Origin of the sequence: Rhizobium sp. NFACC06-2 (assembly GCF_900101425.1) — a bacterium.
GTDB classification, from domain to species: domain Bacteria; phylum Pseudomonadota; class Alphaproteobacteria; order Rhizobiales; family Rhizobiaceae; genus Agrobacterium; species Agrobacterium leguminum.
Map to the genome: position 1 here is coordinate 30523 of NZ_FMVA01000018.1, position 16126 is coordinate 46648.

The 16126-nt window shown below is 60.9% G+C and carries 14 protein-coding genes; 10 read left to right on the forward strand and 4 right to left on the reverse strand.

Annotated features, from left to right (window positions below; translation table 11 throughout):
* Positions 1 to 37: 37 nt before the first annotated feature.
* Both F3H58_RS23100 and F3H58_RS23105 read right to left on the reverse strand, forming a co-directional pair.
* The gene (locus F3H58_RS23100) at positions 38 to 1507 is read right to left on the reverse strand and encodes a mannitol dehydrogenase family protein (protein ID WP_149743914.1); all 1470 of its coding nucleotides are present in this window, start codon (positions 1505 to 1507) and stop codon (positions 38 to 40) included.
* Between the two features lie 108 nt (positions 1508 to 1615).
* The gene (locus F3H58_RS23105; protein WP_149743915.1) at positions 1616 to 2290 is read right to left on the reverse strand and encodes a GntR family transcriptional regulator; all 675 of its coding nucleotides are present in this window, start codon (positions 2288 to 2290) and stop codon (positions 1616 to 1618) included.
* 230 nt (positions 2291 to 2520) lie between these two features.
* On the opposite strand from F3H58_RS23105, the gene F3H58_RS23110 reads away from it, so the two are divergent.
* Positions 2521 to 3639 carry a mandelate racemase/muconate lactonizing enzyme family protein gene (locus F3H58_RS23110; RefSeq protein ID WP_149743916.1) on the forward strand — a complete coding sequence of 373 codons (1119 nt, stop codon included), beginning with the start codon at positions 2521 to 2523 and terminating at the stop codon, positions 3637 to 3639.
* Positions 3640 to 3826: 187 nt separating this feature from the next.
* Here the strand turns inward: F3H58_RS23110 and F3H58_RS23115 are convergent, their stop codons facing one another.
* A complete protein-coding gene (locus F3H58_RS23115; protein WP_003522491.1) occupies positions 3827 to 4849 on the reverse strand; it encodes an LLM class flavin-dependent oxidoreductase in 1023 nt (340 codons plus the stop codon).
* Positions 4850 to 4984: 135 nt separating this feature from the next.
* Positions 4985 to 5902, reverse strand: a complete 918-nt coding sequence (locus tag F3H58_RS23120; protein WP_065657343.1) for a LysR family transcriptional regulator — start codon at positions 5900 to 5902, stop codon at positions 4985 to 4987.
* Positions 5903 to 6134: 232 nt separating this feature from the next.
* On the opposite strand from F3H58_RS23120, the gene F3H58_RS23125 reads away from it, so the two are divergent.
* The 9 genes from F3H58_RS23125 to F3H58_RS23165 all read left to right on the forward strand — a co-directional run bounded on the left by F3H58_RS23125 (position 6135) and on the right by F3H58_RS23165 (position 16066).
* Positions 6135 to 7343, forward strand: a complete 1209-nt coding sequence (locus tag F3H58_RS23125) for an ABC transporter substrate-binding protein (RefSeq protein WP_080857693.1) — start codon at positions 6135 to 6137, stop codon at positions 7341 to 7343.
* Between the two features lie 25 nt (positions 7344 to 7368).
* Complete coding sequence (locus tag F3H58_RS23130; protein WP_149743917.1) at positions 7369 to 8154, forward strand: ABC transporter ATP-binding protein; 786 nt, start codon at positions 7369 to 7371, stop codon at positions 8152 to 8154.
* Position 8155: 1 nt separating this feature from the next.
* Complete coding sequence (locus F3H58_RS23135; RefSeq protein ID WP_065657340.1) at positions 8156 to 8857, forward strand: ABC transporter ATP-binding protein; 702 nt, start codon at positions 8156 to 8158, stop codon at positions 8855 to 8857.
* Between the two features lie 2 nt (positions 8858 to 8859).
* Entirely contained in the window at positions 8860 to 9747 is an 888-nt protein-coding gene (locus F3H58_RS23140) for a branched-chain amino acid ABC transporter permease (RefSeq protein ID WP_149743918.1), read from the forward strand.
* Between the two features lies 1 nt (position 9748).
* Positions 9749 to 10756: a branched-chain amino acid ABC transporter permease gene (locus F3H58_RS23145; RefSeq protein WP_149743919.1), complete on the forward strand. Its 1008-nt coding sequence runs from the start codon at positions 9749 to 9751 to the stop codon at positions 10754 to 10756.
* Positions 10757 to 10830: 74 nt separating this feature from the next.
* On the forward strand, positions 10831 to 12426 hold the full coding sequence (locus F3H58_RS23150; protein ID WP_149743920.1) for a GMC family oxidoreductase: 1596 nt from the start codon (positions 10831 to 10833) through the stop codon (positions 12424 to 12426).
* 13 nt (positions 12427 to 12439) lie between these two features.
* Positions 12440 to 13324, forward strand: a complete 885-nt coding sequence (mmsB, locus tag F3H58_RS23155) for a 3-hydroxyisobutyrate dehydrogenase (protein ID WP_149743921.1) — start codon at positions 12440 to 12442, stop codon at positions 13322 to 13324.
* Positions 13321 to 15276, forward strand: coding sequence for an acetoacetate--CoA ligase (locus F3H58_RS23160; RefSeq protein ID WP_149743922.1), 1956 nt, complete (start codon positions 13321 to 13323; stop codon positions 15274 to 15276). The genes mmsB and F3H58_RS23160 overlap by 4 nt, the downstream gene beginning before the upstream one ends.
* A 4-nt stretch (positions 15277 to 15280) precedes the next feature.
* Positions 15281 to 16066 carry a 3-hydroxybutyrate dehydrogenase gene (locus tag F3H58_RS23165; protein WP_149743923.1) on the forward strand — a complete coding sequence of 262 codons (786 nt, stop codon included), beginning with the start codon at positions 15281 to 15283 and terminating at the stop codon, positions 16064 to 16066.
* Positions 16067 to 16126 lie beyond the last annotated feature (60 nt).

Here is a 16126-nt window from a genome sequence, read left to right on the forward strand (position 1 = left end):
GGTTAGGAACAGGCCGGATTTCCGGCCTGTTCTTTTTTCAGGACTTCAGGAAACGCTCGATTGCCGCAAGCGCGCCGTGTTCCCGAATGTCGCGATAGGCGGCTTTCAGGGTTGGGACGAAGGTTTCGTTCCCGGGCAGGTCGCTGCCAAATGTGCGTTCGAAAGTCAGAAAACGGTCGACCACCGCATCCGGCGCCATTGCCAGTTGATCCGGCGCGTCCCACTCCTTGAAAGCGGGATCGAGAATGGTGATCGGCTGCCCCTTTTCATTTTTGTCCGCGCAGGACCTTATCCAGAGCGCGACGGCGAAAATGACCGCCCGGCTTTCGGCCTTCTCCGCAAGCAATTCGCGCAAGGGGCCAAGAATGCGCAGCGGTACTTTCTGCGACGCATCCGAGGCGATCTGCATGGTCGTGTGCTGCAATGAGGGATTGGCGAACCGCTCCCGCAGGCCGGCTGCGAATTCCGCCCCGTCAACGGCGGGGTCGAGCGTCCGTTCGATCTCGCGCCAATAGGCGTCGATGAAATCGCGCACGGGCTTTTCATTCCATGCATCCGCCACCGTCGCAAGGCTGGCAATCTGGCCGATGGCGGCGATGGCGCTGTGGGAGCCGTTCAGAATTCTGAGCTTCATATGCTCGTATGGCTCAACATTGCCGACGAATTCCACGCCCGATTTCTCGAGCGCCGGCCTTCCATGCGGAAAACGGTCCTCAATGACAAAACGGAAATAGGGTTCGGCCACCACCGGCCAGGCATCGCTGAGGCCGAGTGCGGTCGAAATCTGCTCGCGGTCCGCATCCGTGGTAGCGGGAACGATCCGGTCCACCATCGAGCAGGGGCAGGCAATATTGGTTTCGATGAAGGACGTCAGTTCCGGATCGGCCAGTTCCGCAAATTCCAGCAGCAGCTTTTGCAGCACATGGCCGTTGGCGGGCAGGTTGTCGCAGGAAAGGAGCGTCAGGGGCTGAGAACCTTGCCTGCGCCTGCGCCGTGTGGCCGCAAGGATGAAGCCGAAGATGGAGCGCGGCCGCTCCGGGTTTTCGATATCATGGACGATATCGGGATGATCGCGCAGCAGGCTGCGGGAGGCGAGATTGGTCAGGTAACCCTTCTCCGTCACGGTCAGGGTGACGATGAGGACGCGCGGATCGGCCATCCGCTCCACCAGCCGCTCGGGCTCTTCCGGCGCGACGATGGTTTCGATAATCGAGCCGATGATGCGCAGGCGCTCGCTCTTCCCGTCTCGCAGGCAAAAGGTGTAGAGATTATCCTGCGGCTCGATGGCGTCGCGCGTATCCGGGCTGCGCAGCGATGCCGCGACGATGCCCCATCGGGTTTCGCCACGACTAAGGCAATCGTCGATGAAAACCGCTTGATGCGCCCGATGAAAGGCCCCGACGCCGAGGTGGACGATGCCGGGCGTGACGCTTTGACGGTTATAGGCGGGTGTCGTGACGGATTGCGGCAGGCGGGGCAGGGTTGCAGCGGAAAGCCGGTCTGTCATCGATGCGAAATCCCCAGGCGGAACGGGACCGTTGTGGTTTGCGCCGCTTTCATCGCGGCGTCCGGCTTGTGGCGCATCATGTCGGTTCCTCCCCTATATGCGGAATGATCAGGCGCCGGCCTCTTTGAGCAGCCGGACCTGGCGCAGCGTATTCTGGCGGCTGCGCTCGAGATGCCGCCACAGGGCATCGACGATCTGGGCCTTGCTGCCGGCGGCGATGGCATCGGCGATATTCTGGTGCTCTTCGACCGAGCGGGCGTAGTCGCCGAGGATCGAGACGAAAACCGTGTGGGTCTGGTCGAGAATGCGTCCATGCGAGCCGGAAATGACCGGAATGCGTGCGGCCGACACAAGGGTCGTATGGAAGCTGCGGTCGTAAAAAAGCGCTTTCGACAATTCGTCGAGCGTTGAGCCTTTGGCGAATTTACGATGTTTCGCAAGGCTTTCCAGCAGTTCCGCGTGCAGCGCTCCATCCAGTTGCCCGGCGTCGAACGCCACTTCCACCGCGCCTTTTTCGAGCAGCATTCTGGCGGCGTAAAGTTCCTCCACATCCTCCACGGTGAAATCGCGCACCACCATGCCGCGACGGGAGGAATTGACTACCAGCCCATCGGCCTCGAGTTTCAGGCAGGCTTCCTTGACCGGCGTGGGGCTGATGCCGAGATCGGCGGCAAGCTCATTGGGCAGCAGGCGTTCACCGCCGCGCAATCTGCCGCTGACGATGCGTGCGCGCAGTTCCTGATGCGCCTGTTCGGCGAGCGTGACTTTGACCAGCGAGTTCATGGCGGCATCATTGCCCAGCTTCGAAGGGCTGGCAATGGCTGAATATTAAAAATAAAAAATTTTTTATTTTACAAAGGCCATTTTTCCTTTAGCTCTATCCCTCATTGGAAGCAGGCTGCTGGAGGAGGGCGGTCTGGCGATCTCCCGAAAGCCATCTTCGCGGCCATGGTCGCGGGGACGCGGCGTCTATTCCTCCCCGCAAGCGATCAGCAATCGAGGAATGACCGATCATGAAAATTACCGCCGTCGAACCTTTCATCCTGCACCTGCCGCTGACATCGGAGTCCATTTCCGATTCCACCCACAGCATCACCCATTGGGGCGTCGTCGGTGCAAAGATCACCACCAGCGATGGCCTTGAGGGCTATGGTTTTACCGGCACCCACGCGCATCTGCCGTCGGACAGGCTGATCACATCCTGCATCAGCGATTGTTACGCGCCCTTGCTGGTGGGGGAGGATGCGTCTGAGCATTCGAGGCTGTGGACGAAACTGGCCCGTTATCCGGCGCTGCAATGGGTCGGCAGGGCGGGCATCACCCATCTGGCGCTGGCCGCAATTGACGTTGCGCTCTGGGATCTGAAGGCGAAAAAGGCGGGCGTGCCGCTCTGGCACTATCTTGGCGGCGCGCGCACGGCGGCGGTGGAAGCCTATAATACCGATATTGGCTGGCTTTCCTTCACGCTGGAGGATTTGCTGGCGGGCAGCACAAGGGCGGTGGAGGAAGACGGTTTCACCCGGCTGAAGATCAAGGTCGGGCATGACGACCCGAATATCGATATTGCCCGCCTTGCGGCCGTCCGCAAGCGTGTCGGTTCGTCCATCCGCATCGCCATTGACGGCAACGGCAAGTGGGATTTGCCCACATGCCAGCGTTTCTGCGCGGCGGCGAAAGATCTGGACATTTACTGGTTCGAGGAGCCTCTCTGGTATGACGATGTGACGAGCCATGCGCGGCTGGCGCGCAATACGTCCATTCCCATTGCGCTCGGGGAGCAGCTTTACACGGTGGATGCGTTCCGCTCATTCATCGATGCCGGTGCGGTTGCTTATGTCCAGCCGGATGTGACCCGGCTTGGCGGCATCACCGAATATATTCAGGTTGCCGATCTCGCGCTCGCCCATCGCCTGCCCGTGGTGCCGCATGCCGGTGAGATGAGCCAGGTGCATGTGCATCTGAGCTACTGGCACCCGGCTTCGACCATTCTCGAATATATTCCCTGGATCAAGGATCACTTCGAAGAGCCGATCCATGTGCGGGACGGTGTCTACAAACGTCCGGAGCGCCCCGGCGCCAGCACGACGCCGCTGGCGGAAAGTTTCGCCCGTTATGGCAAGGCGTTGAAATGAGCAGCGGTACACAGCCCGGATTTTAAGGGAGGTAAGTCCGTCCTCCGTCATGCCGGACTAGATTCCGGCATCCAGCCACGGCGCGTCTGCGCTGTGAGTGGAGTCTCCCGCGATCAAAGACTTGATCGCGCTGGACCCCGGATCAAGTCCGGGGTGACGGAGTACGGATGATGCAATTTTTCCAAATTTAGCGCCAGCCGAGAGCCGGCGCTACCTGCTTGAGGATCGTCTCGATCACATGGGCGTTGTAATCGACGCCCAGCTGGTTCGGCACGGTCAGGAGCAGCGTGTCGGCCTCGGCGATGGCCTCGTCGGCTTTCAGCTGTTCGATCAGTTTTTCCGGCTCGGCGGCATAGCTGCGCCCGAAGATCGCGCGTGTCTTGTCGTCTATATAACCGATCTTGTCGTCGCCTTCGTTGCCGTAACCGAAATAGGACCGGTCGCGGTCGTTGACGAGGGCGAAGATGCTGCGGCTGACCGATACACGCGGCTCGCGGGTGTGGCCTGCTTCTTTCCAGGCTTCCCGGAAGGTGCGGATCTGCTGCGCCTGCTGGACATGGAAAGGCTCGCCTGTTTCATCGGTCTTCAGGGTGGAGCTTTGCAGGTTCATTCCGAGCTTTGCCGCCCACACCGCCGTTGCATTGGAACTCGAACCCCACCAGATGCGCTCGCGCAGCCCTTCGGAATGCGGCTCCAGCCGCAAAAGGCCGGGCGGGTTCGGGAACATCGGGCGCGGATTCGGCTCAGCGAAACCTTCGCCCTTCAAAAGCTCGAGGAAGACTTCGGTGTGCTGACGCGCCATGTCTTCTTCGCTCTGGCCCTCGGCCGGGCGGTAACCGAAATAACGCCAGCCATCGATCACCTGCTCCGGCGAGCCGCGGCTGATGCCGAGCTGCAGGCGTCCGCCGGCGATGAGGTCGGCCGAACCGGCGTCCTCCGCCATGTAGAACGGGTTTTCATAACGCATGTCGATGACGCCGGTGCCAATCTCGATCTTTTTCGTGCGCGCGCCGACGGCAGCCAGCAGCGGAAAGGGCGAGGCAAGCTGGCGGGCGAAATGGTGCACGCGGAAATATGCGCCGTCGGCGCCCAGTTCTTCCGCCGCGACGGCGAGGTCTATCGATTGCAGCAGCGTGTCAGCAGCCGAGCGGGTTTGCGACTGGGGCGAGGGCGTCCAGTGGCCGAAGGACAGGAATCCGATCTTTTTCATGATGACCTTCCAGATGTCGGAGGATGCCGGTCTTCACAAACCGGCTTCGTTGTTGTCAGTCATATAGGCTGGCACGCGTATCCTCCAACCAGCCGCGCGTAGACACGGTGTCGCCGAAATGTGAACGATGGCTGTTCAGACCATCATCCTGCGGTCGAGGATGAAGAGTTTTTCATGCGCGCGCGCCGTGGTGAGAATGAAGTCCATCAGCGAGCGCACACGCGGCACATTGGCAAGGTCTTGATGGCTCGTCAGCCAGTAGCCGCGCCGCAGTTCCACTTCGCCGGCAAGCACCATCTGCAAATCCGGAAAGCGCGCGGCGATGAAATTCGGCAGGATGCACAGGCCCCTGCCGCTCAGCGTGGCCGTCAGCTGCGCGAAAATACTCGAGGACTGAAAGCCCGGACGCAGGCCGGGCAGCACATCGCGCATATAATCAAGGCCGGGTGAGAAGATCAGGTCCTGTACGTAACCGATGAAGAAGTGATCGAGCAGGTCCTCGCGCTTGGTGATTCTCGGCCGTCCGGCGAGATAGGAACGCGAGGCATAGATATGCAGCGTATAATCGATGATCTGTTCGTTGATATAGGGACCGGCTTTCGGCGGATCGAGCGTGACGGCGACATCCGCCTCCTTTCGGGAAAGCGCCATGATCTGCTGGATCGTCACCATCTCCACCATGATGTGAGGATGCGTGATGGCGAAGTCCTTCAGCCTTTCCACGAAGAAAAAATTGGAAAAACCTTCAGGCGCGCTGAGCCGCACCACGCCGCGCAGCAGGCTGCCGCTTTCGGAAATATCCGATTGCAGCCTTTCGGCTTCCGCCTCGATACGCTCGACCGTATCCACCAGCCGCCGCCCGACGGTCGTCAGTTCATAACCGCGCGGGTTTCGCTCGAACAGCTTGGTTTTAAGCGAGAATTCCAGCCGGTCGATATGGCGGGAGACGGTGGCGTGGCTGGTGCGCAGGCTTCGAGCTGCCGACGAGAGCTGTCCGGTGCGGGCCACGGCCAGAAAATATTGCAGGTCGTCCCAGGTGAAAGGGGTGGCCATATTTGTCTCCCATCAAGAGTTCTGTTCAAAAATGAACAGTTCCTGTTCGCAATTTGATGATGCCCCGCTCTTGTGTCAACGGCCGAATTCGAGAAGTCTAGGCTCAGGATGCATCGCTTTGAGGAGGGCGGTGTGACCGTTCAGGTGCAATGGCATGGAAGCCCGCAGGCGGTTTCGTTCACCGTTGCACAGACCCATCTGAGGCTCGCAATCATCTCTGGGAGGAGAAGTCATGCGTAAGAGTATCGTTTTATCCACGGCCATGGCGCTGGCCGCTGGCACCGCCGCTTATGCCGCCGAGATTTCGGACGGCAAGGTCAAGATCGGCATTTTGAACGACCAGTCGGGCGTCTACGCCAATTTCGGCGGCAAATACTCTTATGAAGCCGCGAAGATGGCGGTCGAGGATTTCGGCGGCAAGGTGCTGGACGCGCCGGTGGAAGTGGTGACCGCCGACCACCAGAACAAGGCGGACGTCGCCTCCAATATCGCCCGCCAATGGTATGATACCGAACAGGTCGATTCGATCATGGAACTGACCTCGTCGTCGGTCGGCCTTGCCGTGCAGGCGCTGTCGAAGGACAAAAAGAAGATCACCATCAATACGGGTGCGGCAACCACCGAGCTGACGGGCAAGCAGTGCAGCCCCTATGGTTTCCATTGGGCCTATGACACCTATTCGCTGGCGGTCGGCACCGGTGGCGCGCTCGTCAAGCAGGGCGGTGACAGCTGGTTCTTCCTGACCGCCGACTATGCCTTCGGTTATTCGCTGGAAGAAAACACGTCGAATTTCGTCAAATCCAATGGCGGTAAGGTTCTGGGTTCCGTGCGCCATCCGCTTGCCACGACGGACTATTCCTCCTTCCTGCTGCAGGCGCAGTCCTCGGGCGCGAAGGTCATCGGTCTTGCCAATGCCGGTCTCGATACCTCCAACGCCATCAAGCAGGCGGCCGAATTCGGCATCGTCGCCGGCGGCCAGCGGCTTGCGGCGCTTCTCTTCACGCTTGCAGAAGTCCACGGCCTCGGTCTCGAAGCGGCTCAAGGGTTGACGCTGACGGAAGGTTTTTATTGGGACCGCGACGATGAATCGCGCAAGTTCGGCGAACGCTTCAAGGAACGCACCGGCGCCATGCCGAACATGGTGCATGCCGGCACCTATTCCGCCGTGCTGCACTACCTGAAGGCCATCGAAAAGGCCGGCACAGACGATGCCGATGCCGTCGCCAAGGCCATGAAGGAAATGCCGGTCAACGACGTCTTCTCGAAGGACGGCCATGTGGCCGCCAACGGCCGCATGATCCACGACATGTATCTCATGGAAGTGAAGAAGCCGGACGAAAGCAAGCAGCCGTGGGATTATTACAAGGTACTTGCCACCATCCCCGGCAAGGAAGCCTTCATGGACCCCGCAAAGAGCGGTTGCCCGCTGGTAACGCAGTAAAGAAGAATAAAAAGGGGAAAGCTTGATGACGATCGCTCCCGCCCTTGCCGGGCAGGCCGAACCTCGCGTCGTTCTTTCGGCGCGCGGTCTCTCCAAGACCTTCGGCGCATTCGCGGCCGTGAAAAACGTCGATCTCGACGTCCACCATGCCCGCGTGCATGCGCTGATCGGCCCCAACGGCGCCGGCAAGACAACGGTCTTCAACCTGTTGACCAAGTTTCTCCAGCCGACAGGCGGGGCGATCACCTTCATGGGAACGGATATAACAAAGACGCCACCGGACAAGGTGGCGCGTCTCGGCCTCGTGCGCTCTTTCCAGATATCGGCGGTGTTTCCGCATCTGACGGTTCTGGAAAACGTGCGGGTGGCGTTGCAGCGGCCGAACAGCCTCGCCACGCAGTTCTGGCTGCCGCTCTCCTCGCTCGACAGGCTGAACGCCCGCGCCGAGGAGCTGATCGCCATGGTCGGCCTGACACGGGAAAAACATGCGCTTGCGGCCGATCTTTCCTACGGCCGCAAGCGGGTTCTCGAAATCGCGACCACGCTGGCGCTCGATCCGAAGGTTCTGCTGCTGGATGAACCGATGGCCGGCATGGGCGGCGAGGATGTCGCCCATGTGGCCGAACTCATCCGCGAGGTGGCAAAGACACGCGCGGTGCTGATGGTCGAACATAATCTGAAAGTCGTGGCCGATATCTGCCACCACGTTACGGTGTTGCAACGCGGTGAAATTCTGGCGGAGGGCGATTATGCCACTGTCTCCGCCGATCCGCGCGTGCGCACGGCCTATATGGGCACGGAGGAGGCTTGATATGGCGGCAATGCTCGAAGTCTCCAACCTGAAATCCTGGTACGGCGAAAGCCAGGCGCTGCATGGCGTCGACCTGACCGTCGGCGAAGGCGAAACCATCACCATTCTCGGGCGCAATGGCGTGGGCAAGACCACGACGCTGCGCACCATCATGGGCATCATCCGCAACCGCAAGGGCGTCATCAAGCTCGGCGGCAAGGATCTGATGCCGGTGCCGCTGCATCGCACGGCGAAATACGGCCTCGGTTTCGTGCCGGAGGAGCGCGGCATCTTCGCGACGCTGAGCGTCGAGGAAAACCTGAAGCTGCCGCCCGTCGTCGCATCCGGCGGCATGACGCTCGATGAGATATACGAGCTGTTTCCCAATCTTTACGAACGCCGCACCAGCCCCGGCACCAAGCTTTCCGGCGGCGAGCAGCAGATGCTGGCCATGGCGCGCATCCTGCGCACCGGCGTGAAGGTACTCTTGCTTGACGAACCGACCGAAGGACTTGCCCCGGTCATCGTGCAACGCATCGGCGAGGTGCTGCAGAAGCTGAAGAGCCGCGGCATGACCGTGGTTCTGGTCGAGCAGAATTTCCGTTTCGCGAGCCGCATCGCTGACCGTTTCTACCTGATGGATCACGGCCAGATGGTCAGCAATTTTCCGGTCAGCGAGCTTTCCGGCCGCATGGGCGAGCTCAACAAGGTGCTGGGGGTTTAACCATGACGATGATCTTCGGCGTTCCCATTCAGGCGCTTCTCGGGCAATTGCTGGTCGGCCTCATCAACGGGTCGTTCTATGCTCTGCTGTCGCTCGGTCTCGCCGTCATTTTCGGCCTGCTGCGCGTCATCAATTTTGCCCATGGCGCGCAATATATGCTCGGCGCTTTTGTCGCCTTCCTCGGCCTGCAATATTTCGGCATCAATTTCTGGGTGGCGCTCATCGTCACGCCGCTCGTCGTCGCTTTGTTCGGCGCGATCATCGAACGCTTCCTGCTGTCGCGGCTTTATGATCTCGATCCGCTTTACGGGCTGCTGTTCACCTTCGGTCTCGCGCTGGTGGTGGAAGGCACGTTCCGCTGGCTTTATGGCGCTGCTGGCCAGCCCTATTCGGTTCCGCCGCAGCTTGCCGGCGGCACCAATCTCGGCTTCATGTTCCTGCCGAATTACCGCGCTTTCGTCGTCGTCATCTCGCTCATCGTCTGCATCGCCACCTGGGCGTTGATCGAAAAGACGCGGCTTGGCTCCTATCTGCGCGCTGCGACAGAAAACCCGACGCTGGTGCAGGCTTTCGGCATCAATGTGCCTGTTCTCCTGACGCTGACCTACGCGCTGGGTGCCGGCCTTGCCGGTTTCACCGGGGTTCTCGCCGCGCCGATCTATCAGGTCTCGCCGCTGATGGGCACGAACCTCATCATCGTCGTCTTTGCCGTGGTCGTGGTCGGCGGCATGGGGTCGATCATGGGCGCCATTGTCACCGGTTACATGCTGGGCGTCGCAGAGGGCCTGACCAAAGTGTTCTACCCGGAAGCCTCCAACATCGTCATCTTCGTCATCATGGCCTTTGTGCTGCTCATCCGCCCCGCCGGACTTTTCGGAAAGGACGCCTGATATGTCCAAAGCCACCCATAGCCCCACCGCCGGAGCAATGCCGCAAACGGAGGTTTCGACGACTGCCGGCACCATCAAGACCGTGCTTATTCTCGCAGGGCTTGCCGTCCTCATCGCCGCGCCGATGTTCGTTTATCCGATCTTTCTGATGAAGCTGCTGTGCTTTGCGCTGTTTGCCTGTGCCTTCAACCTCCTGATCGGTTACACCGGGCTGCTCTCCTTCGGCCATGCGGCGTTTTTCGGCGGTGCAGCCTATTTCACCGCCTATTCGGTGAAGGAATGGGGCGTGACGCCGGAAATCGGCCTTATCATCGGCATGGCGGGGGCGGCGCTGCTCGGTCTCGTCATCGGCTTCTTCGCCATCCGCCGCCAGGGCATCTATTTCGCCATGATCACGCTGGCACTGTCGCAGATGTTTTATTTCTTCTGCCTTCAGGCGCCCTTCACCCATGGTGAGGATGGCTTGCAGGGCGTGCCGCGCGGCCATCTCTTCGGCCTTCTCGACCTCAATGCGCCACTCAATATCTATTATACGGTGCTTGTCGCCTTTGTGCTCGCACTTCTGGTCATCTGGCGTTTCGTCAACTCGCCCTTCGGCATGATCCTGAAATCGATCCGCGAAAATGAGCAACGCGCCATTTCGCTGGGCTACAGCGTCCAGCGCTACAAGCTCGGTGCTTTCGTCATGTCGGCGACGCTGGCCGGTCTTGCGGGTGGCCTCAAAGCGCTGGTCTTCCAGTTTGCGACGCTCACCGACGTCACCTGGCAGATGTCGGGCGAAGTTATCCTGATGACGCTGCTCGGCGGAATCGGCACCATGATTGGCCCGATCTTCGGTGCGGGTCTCGTCGTCACCCTGCAGAACTATCTCGCGACGTCCGATTTCCCGGTCACCATCATCACCGGTCTCGTGTTCATGGCCTGCGTTCTGGTGTTCCGGCGCGGTTTGATCGGCGAATTTTACGCGTCGCGGCTCGGGAGAAAACTCGGCTTTCAGCACCGCAGCTAGACGTTTTTGAAAACACAGGAAAGGCCTCCTCCGCGTCCGGGACGACGCGGCAAGGGCGGCGCGTGGAGAAGAGCATGGGCGAATATGACTATATCGTCATCGGAGCGGGGAGTGCCGGATGCGTTCTCGCCAACCGCCTTTCGAAAGATCCGAACAACCGCGTGCTGCTGCTGGAAGCGGGCGGCAACGACAATTACCACTGGATCCATATTCCCGTCGGTTATCTCTATTGCATCAACAATCCGCGCACCGACTGGTGTTTCAAGACGGCGGAAGAGCCGGGGCTTAACGGCCGCTCGCTGATCTATCCGCGCGGCAAGGTGCTTGGCGGCTGCTCCTCCATCAACGGCATGATCTATATGCGCGGCCAGGCGCGGGACTACGACGTCTGGCGTCAACTCGGCTGCGAGGGCTGGGGGTGGAACGACATCCTGCCCTATTTCCTGAAATCGGAAGACTTTTATCGGGGAAAAAGCGATCTGCACTCCGCCGGCGGCGAGTGGCGCGTTGAAAAGGCGCGCGTGCGCTGGGATGTGCTGGATGCTTTCCAGAAGGCGGCGGGCGAAGCCGGCATTCCCGCAACCGACGATTTCAACCGGGGCGACAATGAGGGGGCCGGTTATTTCGATGTGAACCAGCGCTCCGGCTGGCGCTGGAATACGGCCAAGGCATTTCTGAAACCGGCGCTTGGCCGCAAGAACCTGACGGTTCTGACCAAGGCCCATGTCAAGCGTCTCATCATCGAAGAAGGCCATGTTACGGGGGTGGAGTTCCACCATGACGGCGTCTTGAAAAAGATGCGGGCGCGGCGCGAGACGGTGCTGTCCGCCGGCGCGATCGGTTCGCCGCATGTTCTGGAGCTTTCCGGCGTCGGCCGTGGTGATGTGCTTCAGGCCGCGGGTATCGGCACCGTGGCCGAGGTTCAGGGGGTGGGAGAAAACCTGCAGGACCATCTGCAACTGCGCATGGTCTACAAGGTCTCCGGTGTCCTGACGCTGAATGAAAGGGCCTCCACCCTGTTCGGCAAGGCGCGGATCGGTCTTGAATATGCGCTGACGCGCTCCGGGCCGATGTCGATGGCGCCGAGCCAGCTCGGTGTTTTCACCCGTTCTTCACCCGAGAAGGAAACCGCCGATCTGGAATATCATGTCCAGCCGGTTTCACTCGACAAGTTCGGCGATCCGGTTCACACTTTTCCGGCCATTACCGCAAGTGTCTGCAATTTGCGGCCGGAAAGCCGGGGCTCAGTGCATGTGAAAGGACCGGATTTCGCCATGCAGCCGGAAATCCGCCCGAACTATCTTTCCACCGAAGGCGACCGCCAGGTGGCCATCGACGCCATGCGGCTGACGCGCCGCATCGTCGCCCAACCGGCCTTCGCGCGCTTCAAGCCGCAGGAATACAAGCCGGGTCCCTCCTTTGAAAACGACAATGATCTTGCCAAGGCGGCGGGGGATATCGGCACCACCATCTTCCACCCCGTCGGCACGCTGCGCATGGGGTCGGATATGGAAAGCGTGGTCGATGCGCGTCTGAAATTCCGCCGGCTCGCCGGGCTGCGCGTCGCCGACGCATCGGTGATGCCGCGCATCACATCCGGAAATACCAATTCCCCGACGATCATGATTGCCGAAAAGGCCGCCGACATGATCCTTGCGGATAATCGCTGAAAGGAGCGCTCCGATGAAGACCGTCGCTTTTATCGGGCTGGGACATATGGGCCTGCCCATGGCCGCCAATCTCGTCAAGGCCGGATATGCCGTCAGGGGTCACGATCTTTCCGAAGCCTGCCGCGCGGCGGCGAAAGAGGCGGGCGTTCCCGTTGCTGCGGGTTCTGCCGAGGCCATCGAAGCCGCTGACGTCATCATCACCATGCTGCCGAAGGGCGAACATGTCGTTTCGGTCTATGGCGATCTGGTTCGGAAAATCCCTGCTGGAACGCTTCTCATCGACTGCTCGACGGTGGATATGGAAAGCGCGCTTAAGGCGCATGAACTGGCCGCTTCCGCCGGTTGCCCCTCGGTCGATGCACCCGTTTCCGGCGGCACGGGCGGGGCTGCCGCCGGCACCCTGACCTTCATGTGCGGCGGCGAGGCTGCGGCCTTCTCTGCGGCAAAGCCGGTGCTGGAGGTGATGGGCAAGAAGATCGTGCATTGCGGCAAGGGCAGTAACGGCCAGGCGGCCAAAATCTGCAACAACATGATCCTCGGCATTTCCATGATCGCCGTTTCGGAAGCTTTTGTTCTGGGCGAAAAACTCGGCCTCTCACATCAGGCGCTGTTCGACGTCGCCTCCACCTCTTCCGGGCAATGCTGGTCGCTCACCACCTATTGCCCGGTGCCGGGACCGGTGCCGACATCGCCCGCCAACAAGGATTACCAGCCCGGATTTGCGGCGGCCCTGATGCTGAAGGATCTGAAGCTTTCGCAGGAGGCCGCCAATGGAGCCGGGGCTTCCACCCCGCTCGGTGCGGCGGCGGCGACGCTTTACGAGACCTTCGTCGATGAGGGGAGCGGCGGACGCGATTTTTCCGCCATCGTCGAAATGCTGCGCGGGAGCGAAGCATGACGGACGCCGCGCCTTCCGATATTTTGTGGGTGCCACCGAGGGAAAGGCTGGAGCGCTCGGCGCTTTTCTCCTTCGCGACGAAAACGGCAAAGCTGCACGGGCAGGCCGCCGATGATTATGCCGGCCTGCTGCGCTGGTCCATCAACGCGCCGGATGAGTTTTACGATGCGCTGTGGGATGAACTCGGGATCATTGGCACACGCGGCGACACGGCGGTCAAACCGGGCGCGACGATCCGGGATGCCGAATTCTATCCGGGCGCAAGGCTCAACTATGCAGAAAACCTGCTGCGCGATGCCGACGAGCGGCTGGCCATCATCGCCCATCGCGACGATGGCACAAGACGCGAGATTACCCGCAGAGAGCTTTACGACGACGTGTCCCGCATGGTGCAGGCGCTTGCCCATGCCGGTGTGAGCGAAGGCGATCGCGTCGGGGCCATCGTCACCCATGATATTGAGGCGATCGTGAGTTATCTGGCTGTCAGCGCCATCGGCGCGATCTGGTCTTCCTGCTCGCCGGATTTCGGCCCGGCGGGAGCCTCCGACCGCCTGTCGCAGATCGGTCCAAAAATTCTCATCGCCGTGCCGGAATATGGTTATGCCGGCAAACGCATCGATGTCGGCCCGACCATTCGGGCGGTGGCGGAAAGCGCGGCGCCTGAGAAGATCGTGCTGATCGGCGATGCCGTGCCCGAAAACCTTGCCGATCTCGGCTGCGTGACGCTTAAGGATTTCGTCGCGCCTTATGCGGCGGGCGAGATTGCCTTCAACCGTCTGCCCGTCAAGGCGCCGCTGGCGATCCTTTATTCCTCGGGCACGACCGGCAAGCCGAAATGCATCACCCATTCCGGCGGCGGTTTGCTTCTTCAGCACATGAAGGAGCTGAAACTGCAATGCGATATTCAGGAAGGGGAGCGCTTCTTCTATTTCACCACCTGCGGCTGGATGATGTGGAACTGGCAGGTCTCCGGTCTGGCGCTCGGCGCTACGCTCGTCACCTATGACGGCAATCCCGGTTATCCCAACCCTGCGCGGCTGATCGACCTCATCGACGCCGAACGGATCGCCACTTTCGGCACGTCGGCGAAGTTTATCGACGCCTGCCTGAAGGCCGGGCTGAAGCCGCGCGAAAGCCACGATCTTTCATCGCTGCGGACAATTCTTTCCACCGGCTCGCCGCTCATCCCGCAATCCTTCGATTATATCTATCGCGATTGGAAGGCTGACGTGCACCTGGCCTCCATTTCCGGCGGCACGGATATCTGCGCCTGTTTCCTCGGCGGCAACCCTTTGCAGCCAGTGCATCGCGGTGAATTGCAGGGTGCGATGCTCGGCATGGATATCGACACGCTGGACGATGAAGGCCGTTCCGTTCGCGGCGTCGCCGGCGAACTCGTCTGCCGCAATGCGCATCTGTCCATGCCGGTCAAATTCTGGGGCGATGAGGATGGTTCGCGCTATCGGGCCGCCTATTTCGACCGGTTTCCGGGCATCTGGGCGCATGGCGATTTCGCCGAAATGCGCCCCTCCGGCGGTTATGTCATCCATGGCCGTTCGGATACGACGCTCAATCCTGGCGGGGTGCGCATCGGGACCGCGGAGATCTACCGGCAGGTGGAAACCGTGCCTGAGGTCGAAGAGGCCATTGCCGTGGGGCAGGATATCGACGGCGACCAGCGGGTCATCCTCTTCCTGCGCATGAAGGGCGGCGCGGTTTTGACGGAAGAGCTGGAAAAGACCATCCGCAGCCGCATCCGCTCGGGTGCCACGCCGCGGCATGTGCCGGCAAGGATCATTGCCGTCAGCGCCATTCCCCGCACCCGTTCGGGCAAGATTTCCGAAATCGCGGTGCGCGACACCATTCATGGCCGGCCGGTGAAGAATGCCGATGCGCTCGCCAATCCCGAAGCGCTTGAACTTTTCCGCAACCTGCCGCAGCTGAAGGACTAGGCCGATGGAGGATCAACCGAAAACCGTGCTTGTCACGGGTTCCACCAGCGGCATCGGGCTCGCCATCGCCAAGCGTTTCGCCGAGGCGGGGTATCTGGTCGGGGTGCATGGCATAGAGACGGCGGAGGAGGCGACGCAGGCGCTGGAGGCGGTCGCGAAGGTGGCGCGGCACAGGCCGGTCTATTTTGCCGCCAACCTCGCCAATTATGATGAAAGCGCGCATCTGCCGGAGACTGTCATCGCCGAATTCGGTCATATCGACGTCCTCGTCAACAATGCCGGCATCCAGAAGGTCGCGCCGATCGACGAGTTCGATTTCGCCGATTTCTCCCGCATCGTTGCCATCTCGCTCGACAGCGCGTTTCACACCATCCATGCGGCCCTGCCGGGCATGAAGGAAAGGGGCTGGGGCCGCATCGTCAACATCGCTTCCGCGCATGGCCTGCGCGCTTCACCCTTCAAGGGGCCTTATGTCGCGACCAAACATGCGGTGGTGGGGCTGACGAAAAGCGTGGCGCTGGAAGTGGCCGAACTTGGCATCACCTGCAACGCCATCTGCCCCGGTTATGTCTGGACGCCGCTCGTCGCCGCCCAGGTCGCCGATCAGGCGCGCGTGCATGGCATGAGCGAGGAGGATGTGGTGAAGAAGGTGATGCTCGCGCCGCAGCCGACAAGGCGGTTTGTGCAACCGGAAGAAGTAGCGGAAATGGCGCTTTATCTCGCGGGCGATATGGCGCGCTCCATCACCGGCACCACCATCTCCATCGATGGCGGCTGGACCGCGAAATAATTTTCACGCACGCGCTTTAGGCGAACTGTCTCACCGGCTTCCGGCATTGTTGAGCGGTTT

Coding starts and splice junctions, on each gene's coding strand:
- F3H58_RS23100 (WP_149743914.1), bottom strand. CDS start 1,507: ATGACAGACCGGCTTTCCGCTGCAACCCTGCCCCGCCTGCCGCAATCC.
- F3H58_RS23105 (WP_149743915.1), bottom strand. CDS start 2,290: ATGAACTCGCTGGTCAAAGTCACGCTCGCCGAACAGGCGCATCAGGAA.
- F3H58_RS23110 (WP_149743916.1), top strand. CDS start 2,521: ATGAAAATTACCGCCGTCGAACCTTTCATCCTGCACCTGCCGCTGACA.
- F3H58_RS23115 (WP_003522491.1), bottom strand. CDS start 4,849: ATGAAAAAGATCGGATTCCTGTCCTTCGGCCACTGGACGCCCTCGCCC.
- F3H58_RS23120 (WP_065657343.1), bottom strand. CDS start 5,902: ATGGCCACCCCTTTCACCTGGGACGACCTGCAATATTTTCTGGCCGTG.
- F3H58_RS23125 (WP_080857693.1), top strand. CDS start 6,135: ATGCGTAAGAGTATCGTTTTATCCACGGCCATGGCGCTGGCCGCTGGC.
- F3H58_RS23130 (WP_149743917.1), top strand. CDS start 7,369: ATGACGATCGCTCCCGCCCTTGCCGGGCAGGCCGAACCTCGCGTCGTT.
- F3H58_RS23135 (WP_065657340.1), top strand. CDS start 8,156: ATGGCGGCAATGCTCGAAGTCTCCAACCTGAAATCCTGGTACGGCGAA.
- F3H58_RS23140 (WP_149743918.1), top strand. CDS start 8,860: ATGACGATGATCTTCGGCGTTCCCATTCAGGCGCTTCTCGGGCAATTG.
- F3H58_RS23145 (WP_149743919.1), top strand. CDS start 9,749: ATGTCCAAAGCCACCCATAGCCCCACCGCCGGAGCAATGCCGCAAACG.
- F3H58_RS23150 (WP_149743920.1), top strand. CDS start 10,831: ATGGGCGAATATGACTATATCGTCATCGGAGCGGGGAGTGCCGGATGC.
- mmsB (WP_149743921.1), top strand. CDS start 12,440: ATGAAGACCGTCGCTTTTATCGGGCTGGGACATATGGGCCTGCCCATG.
- F3H58_RS23160 (WP_149743922.1), top strand. CDS start 13,321: ATGACGGACGCCGCGCCTTCCGATATTTTGTGGGTGCCACCGAGGGAA.
- F3H58_RS23165 (WP_149743923.1), top strand. CDS start 15,281: ATGGAGGATCAACCGAAAACCGTGCTTGTCACGGGTTCCACCAGCGGC.